The organism is Sphingosinicella rhizophila (assembly GCF_032378825.1).
GTDB lineage: Bacteria > Pseudomonadota > Alphaproteobacteria > Sphingomonadales > Sphingomonadaceae > Allosphingosinicella > Allosphingosinicella rhizophila.
The window spans coordinates 61,771-73,914 of sequence record NZ_JAVUPU010000001.1; the positions used below are offsets into that span (position 1 = coordinate 61,771).

Genomic DNA, 12,144 nt, shown 5'->3' on the forward strand with positions numbered 1-12,144 from the left:
GGCGCCCTCGGACTCTTGGCCGACCGATCGGGGAGGTCACGGCGCGAGGGATCCCAGAATATGGTTCGATCGGATGGGTGCGGAATGACAAACATCAAATATGGGTTCGTCGCTTTGCTTGCTGGACTTACGGGCCAGATCGCGGTGGCGGCGACACCGATTGATTTCATTACGCATAATCAGATCGAGGTGAACGCTCCCGCGTCGGCGATCTGGCCATTCGTCATGCAAATGGAGCGGTGGAAGAAGGGAGCGAGTCTCGTCCCGATAGACGGTGCCCCGAACCGGCTCGGGAGCAAATTTAAGATGTTGCAAGAGGGCGGGAACGTGGGCTGGACATTCGAAAATGTCGAACTTGTCCCGCAGCAAATCCGTACGCTCCGGATGAACGGGCCTGACGGAACATTGATCGGTTACGCCACACTGCGATTGATACCACATGGTCGCTCGACATTGGTCCGATACGATGTCTTAGCAGTATTTCCGGCAACGCCCGACTTGGCGAAGCCGGATGACAGGGCCCGAATTCTCGCGGAGAGTAGCAAGCGCTTCGACGAGGAGCTGGCGACGTTGAAAGAGCTCTCCGAGGGAGGCCGGCGCCGTCACTTTCCCAACGCATCACCTACTATGGAAGCGGACCACCCATGATTCTGTTTGAGAATGCACGCGTCTTCGACGGCGTCAACGCCGACTGTGCCGAAGGCATGTCGTTGCTGATTGAAAATGACGTGATCCGTGAAGTTTCCGATCGTCCGATCAAGGCCGACAATGCACAACGGATCGACCTTGCCGGCAAGACTTTGATGCCGGGCCTTATCGATCTCCACATCCATGCCTATTTCTCCGATCTCAACGCCAAACTGGTCGACAGCCGCGACGCCCCTTACCGCACCGCCCATGCGGTGAGGAAGCTCGGCCACGCGCTCGATTGCGGGTTCACCAGCGTCCGCGACATTGGCGGCGGCGATTATCCGCTGGCGGCTGCCATTCATGACAAATTGATCCGCGCGCCGCGCTTCTTCTATGCCGGCAAGGTACTGTCGATGACCGGCGGCCATGTCGATTATCGGCTTCCCGGCGAGAGGCACCATACGCAGGGTTATTGCTCGTGCGGTTCGATGAACTGGGGCGGGGTGGTCGTCGACGGTGTCGACGAATGTATCAAGGCGGCGCGCGAGGAGCTTCGCCGCGGCGCCCATTGCATCAAGATCGTCGCATCGGGCGGAGTGATGTCGCCGAGCGATCCGATGTGGATGAACCAGTTCCGCGAGGATGAGACACGGGCGATCGTCAATGAGTGCGTCGAGCGCCGCACCTATGTCTCTGCCCATTGCCATCCGGTCAGTGCGATCCGACGCTCGGTCGACTTCGGCGTCCGCTGCATCGAACACGCAACCTTGATCGACGCCGAAACCGCGCAATTTGTCGCGGAGCGCGGGGTCTATGTCGTACCGACGATGTCGGTGATTTTCGTGACCATGGACGTCGGCGCTGCGCTCGGCATGACGCCCGACAGTATGGGAAAGCTGAAGATCGCCGCGGACTCGGCGCTCGAGGGACTCCAGCATATGCGCGATGCCGGGGTTAAGATGGGTTACGGCACGGATCTGCTCGGGCCAACCTACGACCAGCAATGCCGCGAGTTCGAATTCCGGCGCGACATCTTCACGCCGCTCGAGTTGCTGCGCCAGGCGACGTCTATAGGTGCCGAGATCTTGATGCAGGAAGACAAGCTCGGCTGTATCAAGCCCGGCGCTTTTGCCGACCTGATCGTGGTCGACGGCGATCCCCTGAGGGATATCGGCCTGCTTGCCGCAAACGGGGAGAAGCTCGACCTGATCATGCGCGCTGGCGAGATCGTCAAGGATCGCCTTTCGTGAGGCAAGCGCGATGACCACCCAGGATATATCCTCGCGCCGGCCGCTTCCGGACGGCTTCCTGGACGACCTCCGAGCGCTTCTCGGCGATCGGGTCCAGACGGGGGATGCCATTCGCCTGGAACATGGAAGAAGTGAATCCCACTTCGCGCCCATGCCGCCGGATGTGGTGGCCTTCGTCGAATCCACGGCTGAAGTTGTCGCCATCGTCCGCCTGTGCGGCACGGCCTACGTGCCGATCATCCCATTCGGTGCTGGAACCTCGGTCGAGGGCAACACGCTGGCGGTGCAGGGCGGACTGTCGCTCGACCTGTCGCGCATGACGAAGATCGTCGCGGTCAACAATGAGGATTTCGATTGCACGGTTGAAGCGGGCGTCCGCCGCGAGCAACTCAACGAACATCTGCGCGACCAGGGTCTCTTCTTTCCGATAGATCCTGGAGCCAATGCGACGATCGGCGGAATGGCCTCCACCCGGGCCTCCGGCACAAATGCGGTGCGCTACGGCACGATGCGGGAGGCGGTCCTTGGGCTGACGGTCGTTGCAGCCGACGGACGGGTGATACGCACGGCGCAGCGCGCCCGCAAATCTTCGGCGGGTTATGATCTTACCCGGCTCTTCGTCGGTTCCGAAGGCACATTGGGGATCGTCACCGAAGTGACGCTGCGGCTGCATGCCATCCCCGAGGCGATTTCCGCCGCCACCTGTAGCTTCGAGACGATCGGGGGCGCGGTCGACACGGTCGTTCAGTCGATCCAGCTCGGCATACCGCTCGCCCGCGTCGAGTTGCTCGATGATATGCAGATCCGGGCGGTGAACCGCTGGTCGAACATGGATCTGCCCGAGCTTACGACCTTGTTCTTCGAGTTCCACGGTTCGGAACGCTATGTGGCGGAGCAGGTCGAGACCGTGGGCGAACTGGCCGCTGCCAATGGCGGCGGAGAATTCCAGTGGGCGAATCTGCCCGAGGACCGCTCCCGCCTATGGAAAGCGCGCCACGAAGCTTATTATGCGGCAGTGAACATTCGGCCGGGAGCCATGGGCTGGGCAACCGATGTCTGCGTGCCGATCAGCCGGCTCGCTCAATGCATCACCGAGACCAAGGCTGATCTGGCGGCGTCCAGCGTGCCGGCGACGATTCTCGGCCATGTCGGCGACGGCAATTTCCATGTTGTTTTTGCGATCGATCGCGAATCTGCCGAGGAACTCCAGGAGGTGGAGGGAATCAATGCCCGTCTGGTCCGCCGCGCATTGGCGATGGATGGCACCTGCACCGGCGAGCATGGCATCGGCCTCGGCAAGCAGGAATGGCTGGTCGAGGAGCTTGGCGAGGCGGTCGATTTGATGCGTTCGGTCAAACGCGCGCTCGACCCGGGCAACCTCTTCAACCCGGGCAAAATTTTCGCCTTGGGTGCCATCGAACCAGATATGCCGGCTGGTGGGGCGACGTAGCATAGCCCTGGCCTCAGAGCATTCGTGGCTTGTCCTATCGAGGACTTCCCCTTTGACGATCCCGTCACATCGTTCTTGAAATGTTCCGTTTTTACTGCTACGGGACGGCAGTGAACTATATTTCTCCTTTGGGCATTTTCTGTCCGCGCCGACCCTGGATTCGCTGCTACTTTCGTGCGTCAGAGCGTCGGCCGTGAGGACAGTTTTTTTCATCCCTTAGGAAGCCGAACTTTCTGAACTTTCCGCTCCGTTCTTTCTCATTGTCGGATTGAGCAGGTCGTCGCTCCTGGAGTCCCTTCAGGCGTTCGGCGTAGAGCCTGTGGCCGCCTTCATCTCGCGGACGAACCGGCGGGTGGCGCTGAGCGCTTCGTCGTCGGCTTCGACCAGCTTCACCACCGCCGAGCCTGAAATCACCCCCGCCGCGCCGGCGTCGAGCGCCGCCCGGACGTGCTCAGGAGTCGAAATGCCGAAGCCGAGCACGGGGGGTGGGGCGCCATGGACTTTGAGCGCCGCGAACAATGCACCATGGTTGAGCTGCATCGCCGTCTCGGTGCCGGTCACGCCGGCGCGGGCGACGCAATAGGTATAGCCTTTGCCGGCGCGCGAGATCCTGGTCAGCGTCTGGCCGGGCGTGTTGGTCGCGGCGATCAGTACCGGCGCTATGTCGTGCGCGGCCGCCGTGTCGACGAACGGTTCCGCCTCCAGCATCGGCACGTCGGCGACGAGGATGGAATCGACGCCGGCTTCGGCCGCGGAGCGGTAGAAGGCTTCGCGGCCGCGGGCTAGGACGAGATTGGCGTAGGTGAGGATACCGGCCGGAATCTCGGGATGGCGGGCGCGAAAGCCCTGGAGCAGGCCAAAGCAGTCGGCCGGAGTGACGCCCCGCTTGAGCGCGCGATCGGCTGCCGCCTGGATGACCGGGCCGTCGGCGATCGGATCGGAGAAGGGAATGCCGACCTCCAGCATGTCGGCGCCGCTCTCCGCGAGGGCATCGAGAATGACCGCGCTCCGTTCCAGGTTCGGATCGCCAAGCATGACAAAGGCTCCAAACGCGCCTTCCTTGCGGGCGTTCAGGCGGGCGAACATCTTGTCGTACCGGTTCATTGCGGCAGGTCCAGCAGGCGCTGTGCCTGTTCCATATCCTTGTCCCCGCGCCCCGACAGGTTGACCAGCAGTACTTCGCCCTCGCCAGCCTCCGCCATCTTCAGCGCATGCGCCAGTGCGTGGGCGGATTCGAAAGCGCAGACGATGCCTTCGGACCGGGCGAGAAGGGCGAAGGCGTCGAGGGCCTCCTGATCGGTGGCGCCGACATATTCGGCGCGGCCGCTGTCCTTCAGGAAGGAATGCTCCGGGCCGACGGCCGGGTAATCGAGCCCGGCGGAAACCGACCAGCTCTCGTTGATCTGGCCGTCCTGATCCTGCAGCACATAGGTTTCCGATCCGTGCAATATGCCCGGCCGGCCGCGGAGCAGGGTCGCCCCATGCTGATTGCCGTCGAGGCCCTTGCCGGCCGGTTCGACGCCGATCAGCCGCACCGCTTCGTCGCCGACGAAGTCGCTGAATGCGCCCATCGCGTTGGAACCGCCCCCTACACAGGCGATGACCGCATCCGGAAGCCGCCCTTCCTCCTGGATCATCTGCGCCCGCGCTTCCTTGCCGATGATGCGCTGAAATTCGCGGACCATCAGCGGGAAGGGGTGGGGGCCGGCCACCGTGCCGAGCAGATAATGGGTGTCGGCGAAGCTTGCCGTCCAGTCCCGCAATGCCTCATTGATCGCATCCTTGAGCCCGCGCTGCCCGCTTTCGACCGGGATCACTTCCGCGCCCATCAGCCGCATGCGGAACACGTTGAGCTTCTGCCGCTCGACGTCGTGCGCGCCCATATAGATGCGGGTCTCCAGGCCGAAGAGCGCGCCGGCAAGGGCAGTGGCGACGCCGTGCTGGCCGGCGCCGGTCTCGGCGATGATCCGGGTCTTGCCCATGCGCCTGGCGAGCAGGGCCTGGCCGAGTACCTGGTTGGTCTTGTGCGCGCCACCGTGAAGCAAATCCTCGCGCTTCAGATAGATGCGCGTCTGCTTGCTGCCGAGATTGCGGCAGCGCGTCAGGGGCGTCGGCCGGCCGGCATATTTGGCGAGCAGCTCGGCCAGCTCCGCCTGGAAGCCCTCATCCTCCTGCGCCTGCAGGAATGCCGCCTCCAGCTCCTCGAGTGCCGGCATCAATATTTCGGGAACATAGGCGCCGCCGAAATCGCCGAAACGTCCGGACATCAGCATGATGCATCGCTCCGCACCGGCACCCGCACCGCATCGAAGAAGGCACGAAGCTTGGCCGCGTCCTTCCTGCCCGGCGCGGCTTCGACGCCCGAGCCGACGTCGAGCGCATAGGTACCGACCCGTGCCGCGGCGGCCGCATTGCCCGGATTGAGCCCGCCGGCGAGCACGCCTTTCTCGAGATCGGGGCGTCCCTGGAGCTGCGACCAGTCGAACGTCCTGCCGGTCCCGCCGGAGCGGCCGTCCACCTTGGTGTCGAACAAGGTTCGGTCGGCGCCGAGGCGGGGTTCAGGAACCCGCTCCGCCACAGCGCCCGCGGCCCAGATCTCGCACCCGCCCGGGAGCAGCGTCCGCAAGGCCTTGATATAAGAGGCGTCTTCCTCGCCATGGAGCTGCACGGCATGCAGGCCAAGCAGCTTCGCATCGGTTGCAACCTGCATCACCTTCTCGTTGCGAAAGACGCCGACAAACCTCGTCCGGGGATGGGCTTCGACGATGCTCTGCGCTTCCACCTGGGAAACCGCGCGGGGCGTCCCCGCGACCATGACGAGGCCGGCATAAGCCGCGCCTTCTCCGGCCGCCAGGGCGACCGCGGCGGCGTCGGTGAGGCCACAGACCTTGATCCGGCCGAAGGCGAGCGCGCGGGCCGCAAGCGCCGGATCCTCGGCTTTCATCAGAGAGGATCCAACCAGGAACGCGTCGGCATGGGGAGCGAGCCGCTCGACATCGGCCCGGCTTTCGATCCCGGATTCGGCGACGAGCAGCCGGTCCGCGGGCACCAGCGACGCCAGCTTCTCGGTCGTGGCGAGGTCGACCTTCAATGTCTTGAGGTCGCGATTGTTGATGCCGATCATCTCCGCGCCGAGCGCCACGGCGCGGCGGACCTCCTCTTCGCTATGCGCCTCGACCAGGGCATCCATGCCGAGCGTCTTGGCTTCCGCCACCATCGCCGCCGCCTCCGCATCGTTCAACACCGACAGCATCACCAGGATGGCATCGGCGCCCGCGATCCGCGCCTCGGCGACCTGGCGAAGGTCGATCATGAAATCCTTCGCCAGCAATGGGCCGTCGAATTCCGCCCGGACCGCGCGCAGATCGGCGAAGGAGCCGCCGAAATAGGGTGTGTCGGTCAGCACGCTGATTGCATCGGCGGCCCCGCGATAGGCGCGGGCGATCGCGACGGGATCGGCGCCGTCGCGCAACGCGCCGGCGGACGGGGAGGCGCGCTTCACCTCCATCACGAACCGGGCGCCGTTGCGCGCCAGCGCCGCGCGCAGGCTGCGCATCGTCGGCGCCGCCATGGCGCGGAGGCCGTCCAGGCTAGTGCCGTCCAGCCGCGTGGCGACGTCGCTCCGCTTGCGGGTGACAATCTCTCCCAGGATCCCCTCCGGTTCAGGCATGGGTGGCGTCCACGAACATCGCCAGCCGCTTGTGTGCGCCGCCCGATGCGATCGCCTCATTGGCCATGCCGACACCTTCCTTGAGATCGGCGGCAAGGCCAGCGGTCATCAGCAGGGCTCCGGCATTGAGGGCGACCATCTGGGTTTCAGCGGCGCCGGCGCGGCCGAGCAGCAGCAGCCTGAACCGTTCCGCATTCTCCTCCGGATCGCCACCCTTCAGCACATCGATCGGGGCGCGTGCCAAACCGCCCTGCTCGGGGGTGAGCACGAGCCGTTCGAACGTACCGTTCCTGACGCTCACCGCCTGCGTCTCGCCGTGAAGCGCGACTTCGTCCAGACCGCTGCCATGGACGACCAGCGCCCGGCCGACTCCCAGCGCTGCAAGGGTCGCCGCGACCGGCTCCAGGAACTTGGTGTCGGCGACGCCCAGCAACTGCACCGGCGGCTCGGCCGGATTGAGGCATGGGCCGAGGATGTTCATGATCGTCCGGATCTTGAGTTGCCGGCGCACCGGCCCGGCATGGCGCAAGCCCGGATGGTAGAATGGCGCGAACAGGAAGCAGATGCCGGCTTCGTCCAGTGCGCGGCGCGAAGCCGCCGGATTGATGTCCAGCTTCGCGCCCAGATGTTCGAGCACGTCGGCCGATCCGCAACGCGACGAAAAGGACCGGTTGCCATGTTTGGCGACCGGCAGGCCGGCAGCCGCGCAGACGAAGGCGGCGGCGGTGGAGACATTGATCGATCCCGATCCGTCGCCGCCGGTGCCGCAGCTGTCGGCGAACAGATAGTCCGGCCGCTCGAAATCCTCGTCGGCCGCCCGCAGCGCGCGGCCGGCACCGATCAGCTCGTCCGCCGTCTCGCCCTTGAGACGCAGCGAGACCAGCATGGCGGCGATCACCGGTTCGGACAGCCGGCCCTGGACCAGGGCTTCGAACAGGGTCTCGCTTTCGTCCTGGTTGAGTGAATGTCCGTCATAAAGAGCGGACAAGGCGCGGTCCGGCCCCTCGGTATCGATGGTCGGGAGGGGCAGGGACGGAGCGACATTACTGGTCGTGGGCATGGTGGAATTCCTGATGAAGGCAAAGAAAAAGGCCCGCTTTCGGCGGGCCTGTCTCGAAGATCTGGACTTTAGAAGGGAGTCCGTATCACCATCGATCCATGCTGGCCGCCGTGCGCGAATAGTCCTGCCACCAAAGCCAAGCCTGGCTGTTCGCGACGCGCGCCGACGCATCCGCAGCAATGGCGGAGCTGGAAACGGCGCAGGCGAAGCGGATCTTCATCGTCGCCCCCTTTCTCCATCTTTGCGGCCGCCGTCAAGCACGAACAGGCCCGATCCCGCCCATGGGCGCCCGCCGTCTGCCGTCTCACAGCTATTCCAGGGTGCCAGTCAGGCATGACAATCGTTTCAGTACGGTGCATTTCGATCGAGGGATTTGCGCCAATTAAAGCATCTCGCTAATGCAGGCGCTTATTGTTCGTAAAAGAGGGCCAACATGGAAAATCAACAGCTCGTCGACTTGACTGCGGATATTGTCGCGGCTCACGTTGCTCACAATACAGTGTCTGTCGGCGACGTGGCCAATCTGATCCAAAGCGTCCATACCGCTCTAACGGGCCTCAACGAGCCCCAAGTCGCACCGGAGCAGAAGAAGAACGGGGTCGTATCGATCCGCGCATCGATCAAGCCGGATTATCTCGTCTGCCTGGAATGCGGACAGAAGCATAAGATGCTGAAGCGCCATCTGGTCCGCGCCCACGACATGACTCCCGATCAATATCGTCAGGATTATTCGCTTCCCCGCGATTATCCGCTGGTCGCCCCCAATTATTCGGAGCAACGACGCAACCTCGCCCATGCGATCGGCCTGGGCCGGCAGCGCGGGAAGGGAAATGGGAACACCGCCAAGGCCAAGGCCCCGGCAGCCAAGTCCGCATCCGCCAAGGCTCCCGCAGCGCGCGGGAAAGCCGCTTCCGATTCCACCGCGGCGAAGCCACGTGGCCGTGGGCGCCCCAGGAAGGTTGCTGCCGACGCCTGATCGGCGTTTCGGGTCACGAGACATAGAGGGGCCGGACGAATCCGGCCCCTCCATCCAGATCAGAAGCGGAAGCCGAGCGCGCCGACCACCTGGTGGCGGGAGACGCCGGATTCATAGTTGGAATAGCGATATTCGGTGCCGACATAGAGGTTCGCGCCCAGCAGATACTGGCCGCCGATGCCGGCACGGATGCCGTCCAGATTGGACGCACCGCTAATCGTCGTTCCACCGATGGTGGCGGCAGCCTTGTAGCGGGCGTTGGTGTAGCCGAGCTTGCCGTACAGGTTGAACAGCGGAGACACGGCCGCCGTGATACGGCCGCCGACATAGAGATCACGGCCGGCCGAGATGCGGCCCTGATCCGCGCCGTCGACCACCCGATAGCGGGTCGAAGCGTCGGTGGCTTCAGCGTCGATGCCAAGCGAGGCACCGCTGCCGACGGCGACATCATAGCCCGCGCCGATGCCGTACACGACACCGCTCTTGTCCTCGCTGCCGGCAAAGCCGAAATCGTCCAGATCGACCCGGACATTGTCGTAGCCGACCACGGCTTCGATGCGTCCGCCGGCGACCTGCGCCATCGATGGCGCAGCTGCGGCGATCACGGCGGTGGCGGCGAGAATGAGTTTGAACTTCATGGATTTTGCCCCTTTCTTATGTTGTGGCGGGGCGGCCAATTGCGTGCTCCGGCGGCGATGTCATCAGCCAATCTCAACCGGGTTGGTTCGGAATAACGATTGTATCTTTCGTGCAACAAGTTCCGCGGCTGGAGCAGCCATTCTCTTTTAATTGACGCTGCGGCAAGCTGTTGAAACACGTGCCTTAGTTCCGAATATGCGCACCGAGAGGGTCGATCCGGCCGAGGCTTATCCCGAAAAAAATGCAATGCCGGGTCAGTGGACGTGAAGTGCCCGGATTCGACGCAATCTGTCCTGCCTGGAAAGCATTGGCCTCGTCGGAGCATCATCGTAGGAAGCGATTCGTCCGACAAGACATCATAGGAGTCCTATTCGTGCGCAAGTTGGCGACCCTGCTCATCTTCACGGCGACGGCGACTGCGCCGGTCTTGGCTCAGTCCCTTCCAGGCCCGCAGGCGGCGTTGGACGCGGTGGTCGCGCCATTGGCCAAACGGGATGCGCCCGGATGCGCGGCGGCGGTGGCAGAAAACGGCAACCGGATCGCGACCAGTGCCTTCGGCATGGCGGATCTGGAACATGGGATCGCCAACAGGCCCGACAGCGTGTTCGAAGCCGGGTCGGTTTCAAAGCAATTCACCGCCGCGGCGATTCTGCTGCTTGCGGCGGACGGCAAGCTCGCGCTGACGGACGATGTCCGCAAATACCTGCCCGAGCTTCCCGATTATGGCCGGCCGATCACCATCAACCATCTGCTCAGCCATACCAGCGGGTTGCGCGACTGGGGCGCGATAATGTCGATCGCCGGATGGGAACGCAGCACCCGCGCCTACACCAATGACGATGCACTCCGCGTCGTCGCGCGGCAGAAGGCGCTCAACTACCGTCCCGGCGACGAATATAGTTACACCAATAGCGGCTATAATCTGATGGCCGTGATCGTCGAGCGGGTGAGCGGAGAGAGCCTCGCCGAGTTCAGCAAGAAACGCATGTTCGCGCCGCTGGGCATGAGCCACACCCAGTGGCGCGACGATTTCCGCCGCATCGTCAAGGACCATGCGGTCGCATACAATCCTGCAGGCGAGGGTTGGGAGGAGGCGCGGCCGTTCGAGAATGTCTATGGCAATGGCGGGCTGCTGACCACAGTCGGCGACTTGCTGATCTGGAACGAGGCGCTCGGCGCCGACCGGCTTGGACCGGGGATCACGGCCCGTCTGCAGGAACAGGCCGCGCTCAACGATGGCCGCAAGATCGCTTATGCGCGCGGACTGTCGGTAGGGCGCTATAACGGCCATGTCACCATCTCTCATTCCGGCGCGACCGGAGGCTATCGCGCCTGGCTCGAACGCTATCCGGCAGAAGGGTTGTCGGTCGCGATCCTGTGCAATGGCGGCAGCTTCAATCCGGTCGCGATCGGGCGCGCTTTCGTCGACACCCGATTCCCTAAGACCGCGGCCAGTACTGCTGAAGCCAAGGCGCTCGCTCCCGACGACCCGCATGGCGGACTCTTCTACAACCGGACCACCGGCAAGACGATGAAGCTGGTGGTCGCGGAGGGACGCCTCAAGCCCGAGGGTGGCCCCGTTCTGGACATGGTCGGTGAGGGAAGGTTTCGCGCCGGCGAGACCGAGCTCGCCTTCACGACTGGCGACAGTTTCGACCTGATCGCACCCGATGGCCGTTCGACCTTCGTCCGCACCGCGCATTTCGCCCCCGATGCCGCAACGCTCGCGGCTTATGCCGGGCGCTACTCCAGCGACGAGGCCGAAGCGGCTTATGACGTCGCCGTGGACGGTGAGGGATTGCGACTGACCCTGGTGTCGCGCCCCAAGCTCAGCGTCGTCACCAAGCCGGCCTATCGGGATGCATTTATCGAGGGTGACACGCTGCTGCGTTTCCGTCGTGATGCGTCGGGCAAGGTCAATGGAATGAGCTTCGGCGTTTCCCGGGTGCGCGATCTTGCCTTCCTGCGCGTCTCGGAATGATCAACCAGGGTCGAGTTGCGGAAGCGGATAGGCCGTTGTCGATTTGACGCGCTCCATCGCGAAACGGGAGGTGACGTTCTTCAGCGGAAAGGCAGTGATCAGGCGCTGGTAGAAATCGTCGAAATCAGCCATGTTGCCGACGACGATGCGCAACAGGTAATCGACGTCGCCGGCCATGCGATACACTTCCATGACCTCGGGCATGTCCATCACCTTACCCGCGAAGCCATCCAGCCATTCGCGGCTGTGATCGCCGGTCTCGATCTCGACGAAGACCGTGAGCCCCAGCCCGATCGCCTCGGGATCGAGCAAGGCAACCCGGCGCTGAATGACGCCGCTCTCCTCCAGCTTCTGGATCCGGCGCCATGCCGGGGTCTGCGAGAGGTTGATCCTGGCCGCGATGTCGGCCACCGATACGGATGCGTCACGCTGCAGGATCGCCAGGATTTTCAGGTCTGTACTGTCCATCTATCCAGCCTAGCAGAATT

Annotated in this window: 12 protein-coding genes; 5 read left to right on the plus strand and 7 right to left on the minus strand. The window is 63.8% G+C overall.

Annotated features, from left to right (window positions below; translation table 11 throughout):
- The first annotated feature begins 84 nt into the window (after positions 1-84).
- Genes RQX22_RS00260 through RQX22_RS00270 form a run of 3 tightly spaced genes read left to right on the plus strand, consistent with a single transcriptional unit; the run spans position 85 to position 3,330 of the window.
- Complete coding sequence (locus tag RQX22_RS00260) at positions 85-648, plus strand: SRPBCC family protein (protein WP_315722564.1); 564 nt, start codon at positions 85-87, stop codon at positions 646-648.
- Complete coding sequence (locus RQX22_RS00265) at positions 645-1,880, plus strand: metal-dependent hydrolase family protein (RefSeq protein WP_315722566.1); 1,236 nt, start codon at positions 645-647, stop codon at positions 1,878-1,880. The genes RQX22_RS00260 and RQX22_RS00265 overlap by 4 nt, the downstream gene beginning before the upstream one ends.
- A gap of 10 nt (positions 1,881-1,890) precedes the next feature.
- Positions 1,891-3,330 (plus strand): FAD-binding oxidoreductase, encoded by a 1,440-nt coding sequence (locus tag RQX22_RS00270; protein ID WP_315722568.1) that lies wholly within the window; start codon positions 1,891-1,893, stop codon positions 3,328-3,330.
- Positions 3,331-3,627: 297 nt separating this feature from the next.
- Here the strand turns inward: RQX22_RS00270 and trpA are convergent, their stop codons facing one another.
- The 5 genes from trpA to RQX22_RS00295 form a co-directional block, all read right to left on the minus strand.
- Positions 3,628-4,434 carry a tryptophan synthase subunit alpha gene (gene trpA, locus RQX22_RS00275; protein WP_315722570.1) on the minus strand — a complete coding sequence of 269 codons (807 nt, stop codon included), beginning with the start codon at positions 4,432-4,434 and terminating at the stop codon, positions 3,628-3,630.
- The gene (gene trpB, locus RQX22_RS00280) at positions 4,431-5,603 is read right to left on the minus strand and encodes a tryptophan synthase subunit beta (protein ID WP_315722572.1); all 1,173 of its coding nucleotides are present in this window, start codon (positions 5,601-5,603) and stop codon (positions 4,431-4,433) included. The genes trpA and trpB overlap by 4 nt, the downstream gene beginning before the upstream one ends.
- Positions 5,597-7,000 carry a bifunctional indole-3-glycerol-phosphate synthase TrpC/phosphoribosylanthranilate isomerase TrpF gene (gene trpCF / locus RQX22_RS00285; protein ID WP_315722574.1) on the minus strand — a complete coding sequence of 468 codons (1,404 nt, stop codon included), beginning with the start codon at positions 6,998-7,000 and terminating at the stop codon, positions 5,597-5,599. The genes trpB and trpCF overlap by 7 nt, the downstream gene beginning before the upstream one ends.
- Positions 6,993-8,060 carry an anthranilate phosphoribosyltransferase gene (gene trpD, locus RQX22_RS00290; protein ID WP_315722576.1) on the minus strand — a complete coding sequence of 356 codons (1,068 nt, stop codon included), beginning with the start codon at positions 8,058-8,060 and terminating at the stop codon, positions 6,993-6,995. Before trpD ends, trpCF begins: the two co-directional genes overlap by 8 nt.
- An 85-nt stretch (positions 8,061-8,145) precedes the next feature.
- Positions 8,146-8,280, minus strand: coding sequence for a hypothetical protein (locus RQX22_RS00295; protein ID WP_315722578.1), 135 nt, complete (start codon positions 8,278-8,280; stop codon positions 8,146-8,148).
- A 213-nt stretch (positions 8,281-8,493) separates the two neighbouring features.
- On the opposite strand from RQX22_RS00295, the gene RQX22_RS00300 reads away from it, so the two are divergent.
- Positions 8,494-9,036, plus strand: coding sequence for a Ros/MucR family transcriptional regulator (locus RQX22_RS00300; RefSeq protein ID WP_315722579.1), 543 nt, complete (start codon positions 8,494-8,496; stop codon positions 9,034-9,036).
- Positions 9,037-9,095: 59 nt separating this feature from the next.
- Here the strand turns inward: RQX22_RS00300 and RQX22_RS00305 are convergent, their stop codons facing one another.
- Entirely contained in the window at positions 9,096-9,674 is a 579-nt protein-coding gene (locus RQX22_RS00305) for an outer membrane protein (RefSeq protein ID WP_315722580.1), read from the minus strand.
- A gap of 374 nt (positions 9,675-10,048) precedes the next feature.
- Here RQX22_RS00305 and RQX22_RS00310 point away from each other — a divergent pair, with 374 nt between their 5' ends.
- On the plus strand, positions 10,049-11,656 hold the full coding sequence (locus tag RQX22_RS00310; protein ID WP_315722582.1) for a serine hydrolase: 1,608 nt from the start codon (positions 10,049-10,051) through the stop codon (positions 11,654-11,656).
- Here the strand turns inward: RQX22_RS00310 and RQX22_RS00315 are convergent, their stop codons facing one another.
- Positions 11,657-12,124, minus strand: a complete 468-nt coding sequence (locus tag RQX22_RS00315; protein ID WP_315722584.1) for an Lrp/AsnC family transcriptional regulator — start codon at positions 12,122-12,124, stop codon at positions 11,657-11,659. It lies immediately after the preceding gene.
- Positions 12,125-12,144: the final 20 nt, after the last annotated feature.

Bases quoted from the DNA above. Each gene is read 5' to 3' on its own strand.
- RQX22_RS00300 (WP_315722579.1), top strand. From the start codon at position 8,494: ATGGAAAATCAACAGCTCGTCGACTTGACTGCGGATATTGTCGCGGCT.
- RQX22_RS00305 (WP_315722580.1), bottom strand. From the start codon at position 9,674: ATGAAGTTCAAACTCATTCTCGCCGCCACCGCCGTGATCGCCGCAGCT.
- trpD (WP_315722576.1), bottom strand. From the start codon at position 8,060: ATGCCCACGACCAGTAATGTCGCTCCGTCCCTGCCCCTCCCGACCATC.
- RQX22_RS00270 (WP_315722568.1), top strand. From the start codon at position 1,891: ATGACCACCCAGGATATATCCTCGCGCCGGCCGCTTCCGGACGGCTTC.
- trpCF (WP_315722574.1), bottom strand. From the start codon at position 7,000: ATGCCTGAACCGGAGGGGATCCTGGGAGAGATTGTCACCCGCAAGCGG.
- RQX22_RS00315 (WP_315722584.1), bottom strand. From the start codon at position 12,124: ATGGACAGTACAGACCTGAAAATCCTGGCGATCCTGCAGCGTGACGCA.
- RQX22_RS00265 (WP_315722566.1), top strand. From the start codon at position 645: ATGATTCTGTTTGAGAATGCACGCGTCTTCGACGGCGTCAACGCCGAC.
- RQX22_RS00295 (WP_315722578.1), bottom strand. From the start codon at position 8,280: ATGAAGATCCGCTTCGCCTGCGCCGTTTCCAGCTCCGCCATTGCTGCG.
- trpB (WP_315722572.1), bottom strand. From the start codon at position 5,603: ATGCTGATGTCCGGACGTTTCGGCGATTTCGGCGGCGCCTATGTTCCC.
- trpA (WP_315722570.1), bottom strand. From the start codon at position 4,434: ATGAACCGGTACGACAAGATGTTCGCCCGCCTGAACGCCCGCAAGGAA.
- RQX22_RS00260 (WP_315722564.1), top strand. From the start codon at position 85: ATGACAAACATCAAATATGGGTTCGTCGCTTTGCTTGCTGGACTTACG.